The organism is Methylobacterium planeticum (genome assembly GCF_008806345.1).
In the GTDB taxonomy this organism is placed as follows: domain Bacteria; phylum Pseudomonadota; class Alphaproteobacteria; order Rhizobiales; family Beijerinckiaceae; genus Methylobacterium; species Methylobacterium planeticum.
Genome location: NZ_VZZJ01000019.1, coordinates 34,063 through 50,411, shown reverse-complemented (window position 1 = coordinate 50,411; position 16,349 = coordinate 34,063). Strand labels below are relative to the sequence as shown.

The following is a 16,349-nucleotide window of genomic DNA, read 5'->3' as shown; positions in this document are numbered from 1 at the left end:
CTCAGTATCGGCAAGTCCCAGACGGCAGGGCGCAGGCTTCCAAGCCTTGCAAGCAGGGATCATGCTGATGTGCGCGGGCGAAAAACAATATTCGGGTCAAGACGTTATCGAGGAAGTCGCGACGCCCGGCTCGGGCGTGCCGGCAGAAAGTGCCGGCTTCGTCGTCGAAGGCGGCAGGATTCGCGCCTGTGCCGCAGCGCCGGCCGCGGGTGAGGCGCGGCCTTGCGGGGAGAGGCTCCGCCCTACATGGCTTCCGTACGGGGCCGGCGGAGTGTCGCGCGGCGCCCCTCGGAGACGCTTGAGTGATGGATCGGACATTGCGCGCGGCGAACGATCCCAGGCCGGCCGACAGCGGACCGCAGGCCCGCTCGCAGGGAACCGCGCGTGTTGCCCTGGTGCTGGCCCTCTCGGCGCTCGGGATCTGGATCCTGCACGGGTTCCTGCCCGCGCTCGTCTGGGCGGTGATCCTCGCCATCGCGCTCGGGCCGCTCTACGCCCGGGCCGAGCGGCGCTGGCCGCCGGGCGGCCACAACATCCTGCTGCCGGCACTCGCGACGCTCCTCGTCGCGCTGGTGTTCCTCGCACCACTGGTGGTGCTCGGCGTGCAGGCGGCGCGCGAGGCGCATGATGTCCTCGATTTCGTGCGCTCGGCCGAGACCAACGGCATCCCGGCGCCGGACGTCCTGCGGCACCTTCCCTTCGGTGCGGCCCAGGCCACGGCGTGGTGGACCGAGACCCTGAGCCATCCGGAGGCCGGAACCGAGTTGCTGCACCGGCTGGACAACGCCTCGGTGATCGGCCTGTCGCGCAATCTCGGCCGCGAGGTCGTGCGCCGGAGCGTGCTGTTCGGCTTCACCCTCGTCGCCCTGTTCTTCCTGTTCCGGGACGGGCGCGCGGTGGCGAGCCAGGTCCTCATCGCCTGCAACCGACTGTTCGGCCCCCGCGGCGAACGCGTCGCGCGGCAGATGGTGGCCTCCGTCCACGGCACCGTCGACGGCCTCGTGCTGGTCGGCCTCGGCGAGGGCGTGATCCTCGGCATCGTCTACTACTTCGCCGGCGTCCCCCACCCCGTTCTGCTCGGTGCGCTCACGGCGGTCGCGGCGATGATTCCGTTCGGTGCGCCGCTGATCTTCGGGATCGCCGCCCTGATCCTGCTGGCGGCCGGATCGGTGGTGCCCGCGATCGTCGTCGTGGCCGCGGGGTTCGTCGTCACCTTCGTGGCCGACCATTTCGTGCGCCCGGTCCTGATCGGCGGGACCACGCGGCTCCCGTTCCTCTGGGTGCTGCTCGGCATCCTCGGGGGCGTCGAGACCTTCGGGCTCCTCGGATTGTTCCTCGGGCCCGCCGTGATGGCGGCGCTCGTGCTGCTCTGGCGGGAATTCACCGAGACTTCGGCCGGTGATCGGCCCGCCGAGACCGCGTGAGCGATCGGGCCGGGCGCGCAACCGCGCCCGGCCCGACGGGTGATGCGGCTCTTCAGATGGATCGGAGTTCCGAGGGCCGGGCTTTCATCGGCGAGCCTCACATGGGCGGGGTCAGGCCGTCCTTGCCGACAGCGAGCATCTTACCGTCGAGCTTGTCGCCGTCCTTGGCCACCACGGCGAAGATCTTGGAGCCCGGCTTGAGGATCGCCTTGTCGGCGGGTTCGAAGGCGACGATCGGGGCCTGCGGCGGGACCGCGATCTGCTTCGAGCCCTCCTTGTCGTAGGTGACGGTGAGCATCTTCTCGCCCGACGCACCGCTGCTCCTGGCGACCGTGCCGTTCGTCATCGCGCTCTTCACCTTCGGGCCGGCCGAGGGCTCCGACTTCACGGTGCCGTTGGTCATGGCGCTCTTCACCTTGGCGCCGCCGGCCGCAGTATGGTCGGTGATGGCATCCCAGGCGTAATGGCCCTCGCCGGTTCCGCGCATCGAATCGGGGAAGATCACGACTTCGAGGGCCGTCATCGGGTTCTCGCCCTTCGTGGCGGTGCCGATGAAGACGCCGTCCTTGATGTTGTCGAGGCTCGACTTCTGCACCCAGACGAACTTGGCGCCGCCGATCTGCACCGTCTCGGACTTGCCCTCGTTCGTCGTGATCGTCACCGAATTCGCGTCGGCGCTGTCGATCGTGCCGCGCACGCGCTCGAGTTGCGGGGCCGCCGAGGCGGCCCCCGTCAGGGCCAGCAAGCCGGCAACGGCGAAGGTCGTGATGCGTGTCATGGGGGATCTCCCAGGTTGAACCCACTGGGGAGATGGCGCGCGCGGGGCTTCGAACCAGGGTTGCGCGCAAGAAGTTGATGCGCAACCTTCTTACGGAGCCCTTAGAAAGCAGAACGGCCGCGCAGGGCGCGGCCGTTCTGTGTCGTGACGGGCGAACCGCCCTCAAGCCGCGAGGGAGCGCAGCACGTAGGGCAGGATGCCGCCGTTGCGGAAGTATTCCAGCTCGTCGAGGGTATCGATGCGGCAGGTCAGCGGCACCTCCTGCTTCGAACCGTCCGCCGAGGTGATCTCGGCGATCAGCGTCTGGCGCGGCTTGAGCTCACCGGCGAGACCCCTGATCGTGACGGTCTCGTCGCCCTTGAGGCCGAGGGAATCCCAGCTCGTGTCGCCCTGGAAGACCAGCGGCACCACGCCCATGCCGACGAGGTTCGAGCGGTGGATGCGCTCGAAGCTCTCCGCCACCACGGCGCGGACGCCGAGGAGCTTCGTGCCCTTGGCCGCCCAGTCGCGCGACGAGCCGGTGCCGTATTCCTTGCCGGCGAAGACGACCAGCGGCGTGCCGGCCTCCGCGTATTTCTGCGCGGCGTCGTAGATGTACATTCGCTCGCCGGAGGGCTGGAACAGGGTCCAGCCACCCTCGACCACGTTTCCGCTCTCGTCGCGGACCATCTGGTTCTTGATGCGGATGTTGGCGAAGGTGCCCCGCATCATGACTTCGTGGTTGCCGCGGCGGGTGCCGTACTGGTTGAAGTCCTGCACCCGAACCTGGTGCGATTGCAGGTAGGCGCCGGCCGGCGAGGCCGCCCGGATGTTGCCGGCGGGCGAGATGTGGTCGGTGGTGATCGAGTCGAGGAAGAGCCCGAGGATGCGGGCGTCGACCACGTCGGTGACGGGCGCCGGCTCCTTCTGCATGCCCTCGAAATAGGGCGGGTTCTGCACGTAGGTGGAGGTCGAATCCCACGCGAAGGTCTCGGCCTCCGTCACCTCGACGGCCTTCCAGTAATGATCGCCGCCGAAGACGTCGGCGTAGCGCGATTTGAAGAGCTGCGAGGTGATGTTGCGCTCGATGAACTCCTGGACCTCACCGGAGGAGGGCCAGATGTCGGCGAGGTAGACGGGCTTGCCGTCCGAGCCCGTGCCCAGCGGCTCCGTGGTGATGTCGATCTGCATCGAGCCGGCCAGCGCGTAGGCGACGACGAGGGGCGGCGAGGCGAGATAGTTCGCCCGCACGTCCGGGTTCACCCGGCCCTCGAAGTTGCGGTTGCCGGAAAGCACGGCCGCCGCCACCACGTCGTTGTCGTTGATGGCCTTCGAGATCGGCGCCGGAAGCGGACCCGAATTGCCGATGCAGGTCGTGCAGCCGAAGCCGACGAGATTGAACCCGAGCGCGTCGAGGGGCTTCTGCAGGCCGGCGCTCTCCAGATACTCGGCCACCACCTGGGAGCCGGGCGCCAGGGAGGTCTTCACCCAGGGCTTCGAGCGCAGCCCCCTGGCCACCGCATTGCGCGCGAGCAGGCCCGCACCGATCATCACGCTCGGGTTCGAGGTGTTGGTGCAGCTCGTGATCGCGGCGATCACCACGTCGCCGTGGCCGATGTCGAAGTTCGCGCCCTCGACCGGGTAGCGCTTGGCGATGTCGGCGGCCTTGCGGAACTCGGTCTCCATCGATTGCGCGAAGCCGGGCTTGGCACCGTCCAGGAGCACCCGGTCCTGCGGACGCTTGGGCCCGGCGAGGGACGGGCGCACGTCGCCCATGTCGAGCTCGAGGGTGTCGGTGAAGACGGGGTCCGGTGTCTGCGCGTCGCGCCACATGCCCTGCGCCTTGGCGTAGGCCTCGACGAGGGCGATCCGGTCGTCCGCGCGGCCGGTGACCGTCAGGAAGTCGATGGTCTTCTGGTCGACCGGGAAGAAGCCGCAGGTCGCGCCGTATTCCGGGGCCATGTTCGAGATCGTGGCACGGTCGGCGACCGCCATGTCGTCGAGGCCGGGGCCGTAGAACTCCACGAACTTGCCCACCACGCCCTTCTTGCGCAGCATCTGGGTGACGGTGAGCACGAGATCCGTGGCGGTCGTGCCCTCGGGCAGCTTGCCCGACAGTTTGAACCCGACGACCTCGGGGATCAGCATCGAGAGCGGCTGGCCGAGCATCGCGGCCTCGGCCTCGATGCCGCCGACGCCCCAGCCCAGCACCGCGAGGCCGTTCACCATGGTGGTGTGCGAATCGGTGCCGACGAGGCTGTCCGGATAGGCGATCTCGGAGCCGTCCTCGCTGCGCGTCCACACCGTCTGCGACAGGTATTCGAGATTGACCTGGTGGCAGATGCCGGTGCCGGGCGGCACCACCGAGAAGTTGTCGAACGCCGACTGGCCCCATTTCAGGAAGGTGTAGCGCTCGCCGTTGCGCTCGTATTCGAGGGCCACGTTGTCGGCGAGCGCCTTCGGGGTGCCGAACTCGTCGACGATCACCGAGTGGTCGATCACGAGGTCGACGGGCACCAGCGGGTTGATCTTCTGAGGGTCGCCGCCGAGCGCCACCATGGCGTCGCGCATGGCCGCGAGATCGACGACCGCCGGCACGCCGGTGAAGTCCTGCATCAGCACGCGCGAGGGCCGGAAGGCGATCTCGGTCTCGGTCTTGCCGCGGTTGCCGAGCCAGGCGACGGTGGCATCGATGTCGCCCTTCCTGACCGAGCGGTCGTCCTCGTAGCGCAGCAGGTTCTCCAGGATCACCTTCATGGAGAACGGCAGGGCCGTCGCATCGGAGAGGCCGTTCTTCTCGGCCTCCGGGATGGCGTAGTAGGTGTAGGTCTTGTCCCCGACCGTGAGGGTCTGGCGGGACTTGAAGCTGTCGAGCGATGCCACGGCTAGTCTGATCCTCGCTGGCGTTTGTCGAACACGCGCAGGCATAACCTGCGCCACGAAACTCGTGTTCGGCTGATCTCGCGCCGTTGCCGGCGCGCGCCGCCCCGGGGGTGCCCGGGCAGGATGATGCGCGAGGGGCGAATTGGACGCCCGATGGGTCGCGCGGCGCAGCCTGAGGCCCGTATAGAACAGTTCGAAACTCGCCGCTACGGGGTGGCGGTGACAGCCGCGCGCCGGTGTCCGTCTCGGGACGCGGGTCCGGCCCGCGTAGACGCTGCCGCCGCCGCGCCGTATGAGGGCACCGCCTCCCGGGAGCGGGTCCAGGACGGCGCAGGTGCACCCCGTCTCAGGCCAACCCGTGCGGCTCACCGTCACCGACCTCGCCGTGCGCCGCTCCGGGCGCCGCATCTTCTCCGGCCTGTCCTTCGGGCTCGGCCCCGGCGAAGCCCTGATGGTCACCGGGCGCAACGGGGCCGGCAAGTCGACGCTGCTCGCGGTCCTGGCGGGGCGCCTCAAGCCCGAGGCCGGGTCCCTCGCGCTTGAGGATGTCGGCGAGGCGAGCCTGCCCGAATGCCTGCACATCGTTGGGCACCGGGACGGGCTGAAGGGTGCGCTGACGGCGGAGGAGAACCTGAGCTTCGCCCGCGGCCTCCTCGGCGATCCCGCCCTCGCCCCGCGCGAGGCCTTGGCGGAACTCGGTCTCGCCCACGCGCTGCGGCTCCCCGTGGCCTATCTTTCGGCCGGGCAGCGGCGGCGCGTGGCGCTCGCCCGCCTCCTCGTCTGCCGCCGCCCGCTCTGGCTCCTCGACGAGCCGACGGCGGCCCTGGACATCGCTTCCCAGGCCGTGCTCGCCGGGCTGATGGCCAGCCACCGCGCGGCGGGGGGACTGGTCGTCGCGGCAACGCACCAGGCGCTCGGCCTCGCGGATGCCCGGGAATTGCGCATCGCGCGACCGGCACAGGACGAGAGGCCCGCGGCGCGGTCCGGCGACGCCCCGGAGGATTGCGCGTGATCGGCGCGATCCGGGCCCTCGTCGCCCGCGACCTCGTCCTCGCCGCCCGGGTCGGCGGCTCCGGGGCGCTCTCCCTCGTGTTCTTCCTGATGATCGTCGCCCTGGTGCCGTTCGCACTCGGGCCCGACCTCAACCTGCTGTCGCGGATCGGCCCGGCCATCCTCTGGCTCGCGGCGGTCCTGGCGACGCTGATCGGCCTCGACCGCCTGTTCCAGGCCGACGAGGAGGACGGCTCCCTCGACCTGATGGCCGGGGCGCCCGTGCCCCTTGAGTGCATGGTCCTTGCCAAGGTCACGGCGCACTGGCTCACCACCGGCCTGCCCCTGGCGCTCGCCTCGCCCCTCTTCGGCCTGCTCGTCGCCCTCGACGGGACCGCGATGGCGGGGACCGCCCTGACGCTCCTCGTCGGCACCCCGGCCCTCACCTTCGTGGGCGCCGTCGGGGCGGCGCTCACCGCCTCGATCCGCCGCGGCGGCCTGATCCTCGCCGTCCTCGTCCTGCCCCTGATGATCCCGACCCTGATCTTCGGAGTCTCGGCCGCCCAGTCGGTGGCCGGCGGCACGGTTCCGTTCGGTACGCCCCTGATGATCCTCGGCGGGCTCAGCCTGATCGCGGCCGTGGTCGGCACGGTCGCGGCGGCGGCCGCCCTGCGCTGGTCGGAATAGGCGGCGCGCCGTCAGCCAACCGTCAGCCAAGCGGCGGTGCATGCCCGGCACCTGCGCCCCTCGTGCGCATTGCCGCTGCACCGCACCCCGCGCTAAAGCGTGGCACCATGTGGACACGCCTCGCCAATCCGGGCCACTTCATGCGCTGGTCCGGCGCCCTGCTCCCGTGGCTCGCCGGCCTCTCCGCCGCGGGCGTCGCGCTCGGCCTCTACCTGTCCTGGTTCGTCGCCCCGCCCGACTACCAGCAGGGCGAGACGGTCCGGATCATGTTCATCCACGTGCCGGCGGCCTGGCTCGGGGTGTTCTTCTACGGCTCGATGGCGCTCTCGGCGATCGGCACCCTGGTCTGGCGCCATCCCCTCGCGGACGTGGCCCAGCGCGCCGCGGCGCCGATCGGTGCGGCCTTCACGCTGATCTGCCTCGTCACCGGCTCCCTCTGGGGCAAGCCGATGTGGGGCACCTACTGGGTGTGGGACGCGCGGCTCACCTCGATGCTGATCCTGTTCCTGATCTACTGCGGCATCATGGCCCTGTGGCGCACGATGGAGGATCCGAACCGCGCCGCCCGCGCGGTCGCGATCCTGACCCTCGTCGGCGCCATCAACCTGCCGATCATCAAGTTCTCGGTGAACTGGTGGTCAACCCTGCATCAGCCGGCCTCGATCCTGCGCATGGGCGGCTCGACCATCGACCCCTCGATGCTCTACCCGCTGCTCACGATGATCGGCGCGGCGACGCTCACCGGCTTGAGCCTGCACCTCTACACGATGCGCACCGAGATCCTGCGCCGCCGCGTGCGCACCCTGACGATCCGCGAGGCGGAGCGCCTCGATGCGGGGGCGGTCGGCCTCGCCCAGGCGCGGGCCGACGCGGTGCCGCTCGGCCAAGCCCTCTGAGGCAAGCATCATGATCGATCTCGGACCGCATGGCGGCTACATCCTCGGCTCCTACGCCTTCACGGCCCTGGTTCTCTGCGGCCTGATCCTCAACGCGATCCGCGACCAGCGGGCGCAGAAGCGGGCGCTGGCCGACCTGCAGGCCGGCGCGCCCGCCGGAGACCGCCCGTGACCGTGCCGGCGCCCCCCTCGGACCCGGAGGAGAAGCCGCCGGAGCCGGTCCGCCGCTCACTTCTACTGATCGTGCCGCTTATCGCCTTCGCGGTGCTGGCGGGCCTGTTCTTCCTGCGGCTGCGCTCGGGCGTCGACCCCGCGGCGCTGCCCTCCGCCATGATCGGCAAGCCGATCCCGGCCTTCGACCTCGCGGGCGTGCCGGGCCTCGAGGCGGAGGGCCGCCCCCTGCCCGGCCTGTCGAGCCAGGAATTCCGGAGCGGCGTCACGGTGGTCAACTTCTGGGCCTCGTGGTGCGCCCCCTGCCAGGTCGAGCACCCGATGCTGATGCGGCTCGCCAAGGAGCCGGGCCTGCGCCTGGTCGGCATCGACTACAAGGATGCGCCCGAGAACGGCCGGCGGTTTCTGGCCCGGAACGGTATCCCCTTCTCGGCCATCGGCCTCGACGCGACCGGCCGCGTCGGCATCGATTTCGGGGTCTACGGCGTGCCCGAGACCTTCATCGTGGGGTCCGACGGGGTGATCCGCGACAAGCTCGTGGGCATCGTCACCCCGGAGAACTACGCCGACGTCCTCGCCCGCATCCGCGCCGTCGCGCGCAAGAGCGAGGCCGCCGCGAGCCGCTGACGCGAGATTCACCCGTGCCGCGCCTCGCTTGTTCCCTTAAGCCTTGGCCGGGTCCGTATCCTCCGGCCCCTTCCGCTCGTAGCGGGACAGGAGCGGTGTCTGCGCGAGTGCGAACAGGACCGTCAGCGGCATGATGCCGAAGACCTTGAAGTTCACCCAGAAATCCTCGGTCTGCGTGCGCCACACCACCTCGTTGAGGGCCGCGAGCGCGAGGAAGAACAGCCCCCAGCGGAAGGTGAGCTTGCGCCAGCCCTCGTCGGTCAGGGCGAACATGCTGTCGAGGACGACCGAGAGCAGCGACTTGCCGAAGACCAGCCCCCCGAGGAGCACGAGGCCGAACAGGGTGTTCACGATGGTGGGCTTCACCATGATGAAGGTCTTGTCCTGCAGGAACAGAGTCAGGCCGCCGAACACCACCACCACGACGCCGGAGACCAGCGGCATGATCGGCAGGCGCCGCACCAGCGCGTAGTGGATCGACAGCGCGGCGACGGTGGCGGCGATGAACAGGCCGGTCGCCACGAACAGCTTCTGATCCGGGCTCACGCCGAAGCGCTCGGCGTAGGCGTTGCCGAGGAAGAACAGGACCAGCGGCCCGAGCTCCAGCGCGAGCTTCGGCAGGGGCGCGAGGCGGCGGCGGGGAGGGACGGATTCGATCTGCATGCCGATTTCTGACTGGGCCGCGGGGTGAGCGGCGGTGAGGCCGGTGGGCGTTCCCAGCGCTGCCACCGACCCCGATGTAAGCTATCGCCCAGCCCTTTCCTACCGGAGGCCGGCGAGCAGGAGCCGAGGCGGCTCGGTGGACGCCGCGGCCCGTCTCGTGGACTCTGAGGGATCGAAAATGGACGTCAGCGCGGCGCGAACCTCCCCCTAACCTTTCTCCAGCCCCACGATGGCCCGGGCGAAATCGCGCGCCGCGAAGGGCTCGAGATCCTCGACGCCCTCGCCGACCCCGATGAAGTGGACCGGCAGGCCGAATTTCGCCGCCAGCGCCACCAGGATGCCGCCTCGCGCGGTGCCGTCGAGCTTCGTCATCACGAGGCCGCTGACGGGCGCCGCCTGCGAGAACAGCTCGACCTGGCTCAGGGCGTTCTGGCCGACCGTGGCATCGAGGACGAGGAGCGTGGCGTGGGGCGCCTCCGGGTCGAGCTTGGCGAGGACGCGCACGATCTTCTCGAGCTCCGCCATCAGCCCGGTCTTGTTCTGGAGCCGGCCGGCGGTGTCGATCAGCAGCACATCGCTGCCCTGGCGCTTGGCCTCCTGCAGGGCATCGAAGGCGAGGCCCGCCGCGTCGGCACCGGGGGGACGGGTCACGACCGGCGTGCCGGTGCGCTCGCCCCAGACCTTGAGCTGCTCGACTGCCGCGGCCCGGAACGTGTCGCCGGCCGCCAGCATGACGCTGCGGCCCTCGGCCGTCAGCTTCAGGGCGAGCTTGCCGATCGTGGTGGTCTTGCCGGCCCCGTTCACTCCCACCATCAGGATCACGAAGGGCTTCTTGCCCGCCTCGACCCGGAGCGGAACCGCCACGGGCTCGAGGGCCTGCTCCACCTCGGTTGCCAGGATGGCCCGCACCGCGTCCGGCGAGATGCCCTTCTCGTAGCGGCCCTTTCCGACCGCGTCCGAGATCCGGGTCGCCGTCTCGAGACCGAAATCGGCTTGGATCAGGGCATCCTCCAGGTCCTCCAGGGTCGTCGCGTCGAGCTTGCGCTTGGTGAAGAGCCCCGTGACGCGGTCCGACAGGGACGAGGAGGTGCGCTTCATGCCCTCCGTCAGGCGGCCCCACCAGCCGCGCTTCTCCGTCTCCGGCGCGACGCTGTCCTTGACGGCGTCGGCGGCGAGCGCCGCCGCGGTGTCGATCGGCTGAACGTCCGGATCGGGCGTCCCGGCGATGTCCGGCGCCGGTACGGCGGCGGGGGGCGGTTCCGAGGCGGGAGCGGGCCTCGAATCGTCATCGGCCGCGCTCGGGGCCGCCAACGGCTCGAAGGCCTGCGCGGTCGTGTCGGCCGGTTCGGCTCCGCGCGCGGGGGCATCCCCGGCTGTGCCGGCGGGCGGGCGCTCGGTCTCCCCCGCGATCGGCTGCAGGTCGGCGCCCTCGATCTCGTCCGGGACGATGTTCCGGTCCGGATCCGTCGGGTCAGGCTCGGAGGGCGGCAGCGGCAGGTGCGCGACGGCCTCGGCGCCGGTGGCGAAATCCGGCTGCCCCTCGGCCGATGATGCCGGAACCGGTGGTTTCTCCGGCGCCGTCTCGGTCTCCTCCGGGGCCGGACCCGCCTTGCGCCCGAACAGGCGGCCGAACCAGCCCGGCTTCTCGTCTTCGCTCATAACGTCCTTGCTCCCGCGCGCGGGTTCGGCCCTCCTGGAGGCCGCGTCATTTTCTTCAGCGGCGCGTGTCGCTTCGCGTCCCGATGCTTTAGCCGACCTGCATGCCCGTTCCACCGACGATCGATCAACCGACACGCCTCTCAGACATAGGCGCGCGCCTGCTCTACCGCGATGCCCTGCTGCTCGTCATCGACAAGCCGGCGGGCCTTCCGGTCCATCCCGGACCGAAGGGCGGCGAGACCCTGACCGACCATCTCGACGCCCTGCGCTTCGGTTTGCCCCGGCGGCCCGAGGCGGTGCACCGCCTCGACCGGGACACCTCGGGCTGCCTCGCCCTCGGGCGTCACGCCAAGGCACTCGCCCGGTTGAACCGCCTCTTCGCCACCGCCGCCGCCGAGAAGACCTACTGGGCCCTGGTGGAGGGCGGTCCCGAGGCCGAGGCGAGCCGCATCGACCTTCCCCTCGCCCGCCGCTCCGACGATCCGCGCAGCTGGTGGATGAAGGCGGACCCGGCGGGAGACCCGGCCCTCACCGAGGTTCGGGTGCTCGGCCGCGCGCCCGACCGGGGGACCGCGTGGCTCGAGCTGAAGCCCGTGACCGGGCGAACCCACCAGTTGCGGGTCCACTGCGCCGCGATGGGGTTCCCGATCGTCGGGGATGCGATCTACGGCAGCGCCCCCCGCTCCGGCGGCCCCGGCCTGCAGCTCCATGCCCGCGCGCTCAGCCTGCCGCTCTATCCGAAGAAGCCGCCGGTGCGGGTCGAGGCACCGGTGCCCCCGCATCTGCGGGCGGGGCTCGCGGCCTGCGGCTGGACACCGTAGGCCGCCTCAGGCCGCGAGCAGCGCCCGACCGTCATGGCCGCTGATCCGGACCTCGCGGATCTCGCCCGCTTCGGCCGCGAGCCGCACCGGCGTGAAGGCCTCCGTGCGGCCGATCCCGCCGCGCTCGGCGAGCACCCGGTGCGTCCGCCCGATCTCCCCCGCGAGGTGGTTCGCGAAGGCGGCGTCCCCCGCTGCCCGCAGGCGCGCGGCACGCTCGCGCACGATCTCCGACGCCACGGGCGGCATCCGGGCCGCCGGGGTGCCGGGCCGGGGCGAGTAGGGAAAGACGTGGAGATGCGTCAGCCCGCACTCCGCCACGAGGTCGAGGGAGCCGGCGAACTGGGCCTCGGTCTCGGTCGGGAAGCCCGCGATCAGGTCGGCGCCGAAGACCGTGTCCGGGCGCAGGCGCCGCACGCGCGCGCAGAAGGCGATCGCGTCGGCCCGGGCGTGGCGCCGCTTCATCCGCTTCAAGATCAGGTCGTCGCCGGCCTGCAGGGACAGGTGGAGATGCGGCATCAGGCGCGGCTCGGAGGCGATCGCGTCGAGGAGCTCGTCGTCCGCCTCGATCGAGTCGATCGAGGAGAGGCGCAGCCGCGCGAGGTCCGGCACGCCGGCCAGGATCGCCCGGGCGAGGCGCCCGAGGCCCGGGGCGTCGGGAAGGTCGCGCCCGTAGGCGGTGAGGTCGACGCCGGTGAGCACCGCCTCGCGGCCGCCATGGGCGACGATGCGGGCGACCTGCTCGACGACCGCCGCGAGCGGGACCGAGCGCGACCGGCCCCGGCCGAAGGGGATGATGCAGAAGGTGCAGCGGTGGTCGCAGCCGTTCTGCACCGGCACGAAGGCCCGGGTGTGCCCGGCGACGCCCGCGATCCGGGTCGGCTCGGCCGTCTCCTCGGCCATGACGGCGCCGGTGCCGGCGCGGATGCCCGCGTGGCGGGATGCCCAGGCCTCCGGGCGCAGCTTGTCGCCGTTGCCGACGAGACGGGCGACCTCGGGCATCGCCGCGTAGAGGGCGGTCTCGACCTCGGCGCCGCAGCCCGTGACCAGGATCTCGGCGTCGGGGCGCTCGCGGGCGACCCGGCGGATCGCCTTGCGGGCCTGGCGGCCGGCCTCGGCGGTGACCGCGCAGGTGTTGACGATGATCCGCCCGCCCGGCGGTCCCGACCCCTCCGCGGCGGCGCGGATCACCTCGGATTCGACCGTGTTGAGGCGGCAGCCGAAGGTCAGCGTCGCGATGCTCATCTGGAAGAAATCATGAACAATTCGGGCGCGAAGCTGCCCTCGCCCTCGAGGAAGACCGGCCCCGTCATCAGGACGTGGTCGTCCGCCCGCCACTCGATCACCAGGTCGCCCCCGGGCAGGCTGACGGTGGCCCCCCGGCCGATCATCCGGAGCCGGGCGGCCGCCACCACGGCGGCGCAGGCGGCGGTGCCGCAGGCGAGCGTCAGCCCGGCGCCGCGCTCCCAGACCCGGAGCTTGATCGCGTCGCGGCCGGTCACCTGGGCGAGCGAGATGTTGGCCCGCTCCGGGAAGACCGGGTGGTTCTCCAGCATCGGGCCGAACCGGGCGAGGTCGTAGCTGTCGGGGTCCCGGTCGGTGAAGAACACCGCGTGCGGGTTGCCCATGCTGACGGCGCCGGGCGAGTGCAGGATCGGATCGTCGATCGGGCCGATCTGGAGCTCGATCCGGCGGGTATCCGGGAAGGGGTCGCGCAGGGGGATCTCGTCCCAGGCGAGGCGCGGCCGGCCCATGTCGACCGTGAAGGAGCGGTCGGCGACCCGCTGCACCTCGACGAGGCCGGCCCGGGTCTCGAGGACGAGGCGCCCGCTCTCGGCGGGGCGCGCCATGGCGGGGTCGTCGAACATCGCGAAGGCGACGCAGCGGGTGCCGTTGCCGCAGGCCCCCGATTCCGAGCCGTCGGTGTTGTAGATCCGCAGGAAGGCGTCGGTGCCCGGGCTCACGGGATCGTGCAGCACCATGAGCTGGTCGAAGGCCGAATGCGCGTCGGCCGCGATGGCGCGCGCCTCCTCGGGCTGGACCAGGACCGAGGTGCCGCGCAGGTCGAGCACCACGATCGCGTTGCCCGCGCCGTGCATCTTCAGGAACCGTCTGTGGGCGAGTGCGCTCATGGGTGCCGGGAATCTGCCTGTCGGGATCCGGGTCCGCCGGGGCCCGGCCCGCCGGACGTCGGCCTGCCGGGATCGCGGACCGGGTCTTGCGGGACCGCTATATGGCAAAGCGCCGGCCCGCGCACGAGGGGCGGAGGCGCGGGGCAGGTCTTACCCGTGCTCAGGAGGTCTTCCCGTGCCGGGCAGGTCTTGCGGTGATCCGCAGGTCGCAGCGCGGCGCTGCCCCGCGTGGCCGATCCGCCGCGCGCCGGCCGCACGTTGCGCGGACGGGCGGACGGGCCATCTCGCGGGCGGGCCCGTTCGTCACTACCTTCCGGGCCGGAGGGGCCGTCCCCGATTCGCTCGGCCCGGACCCGACCGCCTGACCACGAGCCGGAGCGCCATCCTTGACCCGCCTTCGTTTGACGCTGCTTGCCGGGCTCTGCGCGCTTGCCCCGGGGCTCCTCCCGGCCGAGGCCCAGCAGCCCGCCCCGCCCGCCAACGCGCCGCCGCCGGCCTCGACGGCGCCGCCGCCCGCCGTGACGGACCCGCTGCCGACCACCACCGCGCCCGACACCGCGAGGTCCCGCCCCGGCGAGTCGGCGGCCCCCTCCGCCACCCAGGCGGTGACGCCGCCCGTCCCATCGCCCGCCCCATCGCCCGCCCCATCGCCCGCCCCATCGCCCGCCCCCGGCGTCGCGGCGCCGGCGGCGCGCGAGACCCTGGTGGCGACCCCGGGCGACGCCAACGACGTGGACGAGGTCTCGCTGCCCCCGAAGCCCGCCGCGATCCTCGCGGGCAAGTCGAAATGGGAGGAGGCGGTGCCGAGCCTCAGGGCGGCCTTCGCGCGGATCGAGGCCGAGCTCGCCCGGGCCGGCATCGTGCCGACCGGCCGGCCGGTGGCGGTCTTCGCCAAGACCGACGACGACGGCTTCCAGTACGAGGCGATGATCCCGATCGCGCCGCTGCCGGACCCCAGGGGCGCAGAGGCCAGGCTCGCCGAAGCCAGACCTGCCGAAGCGAAGCCGGGTGACGGCGAGGCCCTGCGCCTCGGCACCACCCCGAGCGGCAAGGCGCTCCGCTTCCCGCACAAGGGCTCCTACGACGAGATCGACGGCACCTACGAGACCCTGACCGCCTATCTGGATGCCAAGGACGTGGTGGTGCAGGACCGCTTCATCGAGGAATACGTCACCGACCTGAAGGACCGGGCCGACGAGAAGCTCGACGTGAACATCTACGCCCTGGTCAAGTGAGGGCCGCGGCGGCGTCACGCCGCGGCGGCGGGCCGGCGCCCGCCGCCGGCCTCGCCCGCCCCGCCCCCTGCCCTGCCCCGCCCCGCCCTGCGGCGTGACGCCGCCGCGGGCCCCGGTCCGAGCGCGGCCGTCGGAACCGGCGGCCGCGCTCGCGGATTCGGCCCCCATGCCCATCGCACCCGGTCACGATCTCGCGGGCGCCCGCCCGAACCGCCCCCGCCCCGCGCGCGGGGCGCCCGTCCCCGCCGATGCGGGCCTGTGCGACAAGGCGCTGGCGGTGCACCGCCTGCTCTGCCCGGTCTACGGCTGCCCGATCCCCTATTTCCACAGCCTCGATCCCGTGAGCGAGCTCGTCTCCTCGCTCCTGTCGCACCGCACCCGCAACCAGGAATCCGGCCGGGCCTTCAAGGCCCTGCGCGCCCGCTTCCCCGACTGGTCCGCCCTCTGCGACGCAGCCGTCTCCGAGATCGAGGCGACGATCGCGGGGGTGACCTGGCCGGAGCTCAAGGCGCCGCGCATCCGGGCGGCCCTGCGCAGCATCGCGGCGCGGCACGGCCGCCTCTCCCTCGACTTCCTGCGGGACATGGGCGTCGACGAGGCCCGGGCCTGGCTCGAGGCGATCCCGGGGATCGGCCCGAAGACCAGCGCCGCCACGCTCTCCTTCTCGGTCCTGCGGATGCCGGCGCTGCCCGTCGACAGCCACCACCACCGGGTGGCCCAGCGCCTCGGCCTGATCGGCCCGGCGGTCGATGTCGGCCCCGCCCACCCGGTCCTGCGGGGCCAGCTCCCGGCGGATTGGAGCGCGCAGGACCTCTACGACAACCACGAGGTCCTGATGCTGCACGGCCAGCAGGTCTGCCATCACCGCAACCCGGCCTGCCGCGCCTGCGTGCTCCTCGACCTCTGCCCGACCGGGCAGGCCAAGATCGATCCAGGCAAGGTCGGTGCAGGCAAGGTCGGTGCAGCCGGGACCGGGCGGACCTGAACCAGCCCGCGCCGAAGCGGCGGGGCCGCGGAGCGGCCCGACAGGGTCTTCGTATCGTCGAGGAGCGCCGCCTTCTCGTCGGGCGAGAGCCGTGCGCCGTCGTGGCCGCAGCGGCCGTTGCCCGGGCCGGGGTCGCGGCAATCCGTCGTCCGCAGGGTGCAGCCGGTCTGCGTCTGCTCCGCCGCGCGGCCGCGGGCTCGCGACGCTCGGCCAGCATCGGCCCGGTGCCGTCGTGCAGGGCGGGCGCCGCCGCCCAGCTCCCGTGGAGGATGCGGGATTCGCACGGGACGGCGGCGGCGTCGACCCCGGTCGGGAATGCGCCCTCCAGCGCCCGCAGCCGCGGCGCTCCGGCCGGTCCTTGACCGGGTCGCGCCCGGGGTGCCAGAACCCCGCCCCTCGACGGATGCGAGGTGGTTACGGCC

At 71.9% G+C, this 16,349-nt stretch carries 15 protein-coding genes; 9 read left to right on the top strand and 6 right to left on the bottom strand.

The features are described from left to right. Positions 1–305: 305 nt before the first annotated feature. Entirely contained in the window at positions 306–1,424 is a 1,119-nt protein-coding gene (locus F6X51_RS19430; RefSeq protein ID WP_150965328.1) for an AI-2E family transporter, read from the top strand. A 97-nt stretch (positions 1,425–1,521) separates the two neighbouring features. Here F6X51_RS19430 and F6X51_RS19425 read toward each other — a convergent pair whose 3' ends face one another. Both F6X51_RS19425 and acnA read right to left on the bottom strand, forming a co-directional pair. After that, positions 1,522–2,202: a metal ABC transporter permease gene (locus F6X51_RS19425; protein ID WP_150965327.1), complete on the bottom strand. Its 681-nt coding sequence runs from the start codon at positions 2,200–2,202 to the stop codon at positions 1,522–1,524. Between the two features lie 162 nt (positions 2,203–2,364). After that, on the bottom strand, positions 2,365–5,064 hold the full coding sequence (gene acnA, locus F6X51_RS19420; RefSeq protein WP_150965326.1) for an aconitate hydratase AcnA: 2,700 nt from the start codon (positions 5,062–5,064) through the stop codon (positions 2,365–2,367). Between the two features lie 358 nt (positions 5,065–5,422). On the opposite strand from acnA, the gene ccmA reads away from it, so the two are divergent. The 5 genes from ccmA (at position 5,423) to F6X51_RS19395 (ending at position 8,435) form a co-directional block, all read left to right on the top strand. Next, positions 5,423–6,076: a heme ABC exporter ATP-binding protein CcmA gene (gene ccmA, locus F6X51_RS19415; RefSeq protein ID WP_150965383.1), complete on the top strand. Its 654-nt coding sequence runs from the start codon at positions 5,423–5,425 to the stop codon at positions 6,074–6,076. Beyond that, positions 6,073–6,741 (top strand): heme exporter protein CcmB, encoded by a 669-nt coding sequence (gene ccmB / locus F6X51_RS19410; RefSeq protein WP_150965325.1) that lies wholly within the window; start codon positions 6,073–6,075, stop codon positions 6,739–6,741. Before ccmA ends, ccmB begins: the two co-directional genes overlap by 4 nt. A 107-nt stretch (positions 6,742–6,848) precedes the next feature. Beyond that, positions 6,849–7,637 carry a heme ABC transporter permease gene (locus tag F6X51_RS19405; protein ID WP_150965324.1) on the top strand — a complete coding sequence of 263 codons (789 nt, stop codon included), beginning with the start codon at positions 6,849–6,851 and terminating at the stop codon, positions 7,635–7,637. Positions 7,638–7,647: 10 nt separating this feature from the next. Further along, the gene (gene ccmD, locus F6X51_RS19400; RefSeq protein WP_407658647.1) at positions 7,648–7,809 is read left to right on the top strand and encodes a heme exporter protein CcmD; all 162 of its coding nucleotides are present in this window, start codon (positions 7,648–7,650) and stop codon (positions 7,807–7,809) included. After that, complete coding sequence (locus tag F6X51_RS19395; RefSeq protein WP_150965323.1) at positions 7,806–8,435, top strand: DsbE family thiol:disulfide interchange protein; 630 nt, start codon at positions 7,806–7,808, stop codon at positions 8,433–8,435. Before ccmD ends, F6X51_RS19395 begins: the two co-directional genes overlap by 4 nt. Before the next feature lie 36 nt (positions 8,436–8,471). On the opposite strand, the gene F6X51_RS19390 is transcribed toward F6X51_RS19395, so the two are convergent. Continuing rightward, entirely contained in the window at positions 8,472–9,098 is a 627-nt protein-coding gene (locus F6X51_RS19390; protein WP_150965322.1) for a septation protein A, read from the bottom strand. Positions 9,099–9,305: 207 nt separating this feature from the next. Beyond that, a complete protein-coding gene (ftsY, locus tag F6X51_RS19385) occupies positions 9,306–10,757 on the bottom strand; it encodes a signal recognition particle-docking protein FtsY (protein WP_210250322.1) in 1,452 nt (483 codons plus the stop codon). A gap of 101 nt (positions 10,758–10,858) precedes the next feature. On the opposite strand from ftsY, the gene F6X51_RS19380 reads away from it, so the two are divergent. Further along, positions 10,859–11,578, top strand: coding sequence for an RluA family pseudouridine synthase (locus F6X51_RS19380; protein WP_150965320.1), 720 nt, complete (start codon positions 10,859–10,861; stop codon positions 11,576–11,578). Positions 11,579–11,584: 6 nt separating this feature from the next. Here the strand turns inward: F6X51_RS19380 and mtaB are convergent, their stop codons facing one another. Continuing rightward, entirely contained in the window at positions 11,585–12,820 is a 1,236-nt protein-coding gene (mtaB, locus tag F6X51_RS19375) for a tRNA (N(6)-L-threonylcarbamoyladenosine(37)-C(2))-methylthiotransferase MtaB (RefSeq protein WP_150965319.1), read from the bottom strand. Then, the gene (dapF, locus tag F6X51_RS19370; protein ID WP_150965318.1) at positions 12,817–13,707 is read right to left on the bottom strand and encodes a diaminopimelate epimerase; all 891 of its coding nucleotides are present in this window, start codon (positions 13,705–13,707) and stop codon (positions 12,817–12,819) included. The genes mtaB and dapF overlap by 4 nt, the downstream gene beginning before the upstream one ends. 386 nt (positions 13,708–14,093) lie before the next feature. Here dapF and F6X51_RS19365 point away from each other — a divergent pair, with 386 nt between their 5' ends. Continuing rightward, the gene (locus F6X51_RS19365; protein ID WP_150965317.1) at positions 14,094–14,942 is read left to right on the top strand and encodes a GyrI-like domain-containing protein; all 849 of its coding nucleotides are present in this window, start codon (positions 14,094–14,096) and stop codon (positions 14,940–14,942) included. Between the two features lie 166 nt (positions 14,943–15,108). Further along, on the top strand, positions 15,109–15,927 hold the full coding sequence (locus tag F6X51_RS19360) for an endonuclease III domain-containing protein (RefSeq protein ID WP_150965316.1): 819 nt from the start codon (positions 15,109–15,111) through the stop codon (positions 15,925–15,927). Positions 15,928–16,349: the final 422 nt, after the last annotated feature.

What these genes read in the sequence shown, in the direction of transcription:
- ccmD (WP_407658647.1), top strand. Translation starts at nt 7,648, where the DNA reads ATGATCGATCTCGGACCGCATGGCGGCTACATCCTCGGCTCCTACGCC.
- F6X51_RS19360 (WP_150965316.1), top strand. Translation starts at nt 15,109, where the DNA reads ATGCCCATCGCACCCGGTCACGATCTCGCGGGCGCCCGCCCGAACCGC.
- F6X51_RS19425 (WP_150965327.1), bottom strand. Translation starts at nt 2,202, where the DNA reads ATGACACGCATCACGACCTTCGCCGTTGCCGGCTTGCTGGCCCTGACG.
- F6X51_RS19390 (WP_150965322.1), bottom strand. Translation starts at nt 9,098, where the DNA reads ATGCAGATCGAATCCGTCCCTCCCCGCCGCCGCCTCGCGCCCCTGCCG.
- F6X51_RS19380 (WP_150965320.1), top strand. Translation starts at nt 10,859, where the DNA reads ATGCCCGTTCCACCGACGATCGATCAACCGACACGCCTCTCAGACATA.
- F6X51_RS19405 (WP_150965324.1), top strand. Translation starts at nt 6,849, where the DNA reads ATGTGGACACGCCTCGCCAATCCGGGCCACTTCATGCGCTGGTCCGGC.
- dapF (WP_150965318.1), bottom strand. Translation starts at nt 13,707, where the DNA reads ATGAGCGCACTCGCCCACAGACGGTTCCTGAAGATGCACGGCGCGGGC.
- F6X51_RS19430 (WP_150965328.1), top strand. Translation starts at nt 306, where the DNA reads ATGGATCGGACATTGCGCGCGGCGAACGATCCCAGGCCGGCCGACAGC.
- ftsY (WP_210250322.1), bottom strand. Translation starts at nt 10,757, where the DNA reads ATGAGCGAAGACGAGAAGCCGGGCTGGTTCGGCCGCCTGTTCGGGCGC.
- mtaB (WP_150965319.1), bottom strand. Translation starts at nt 12,820, where the DNA reads ATGAGCATCGCGACGCTGACCTTCGGCTGCCGCCTCAACACGGTCGAA.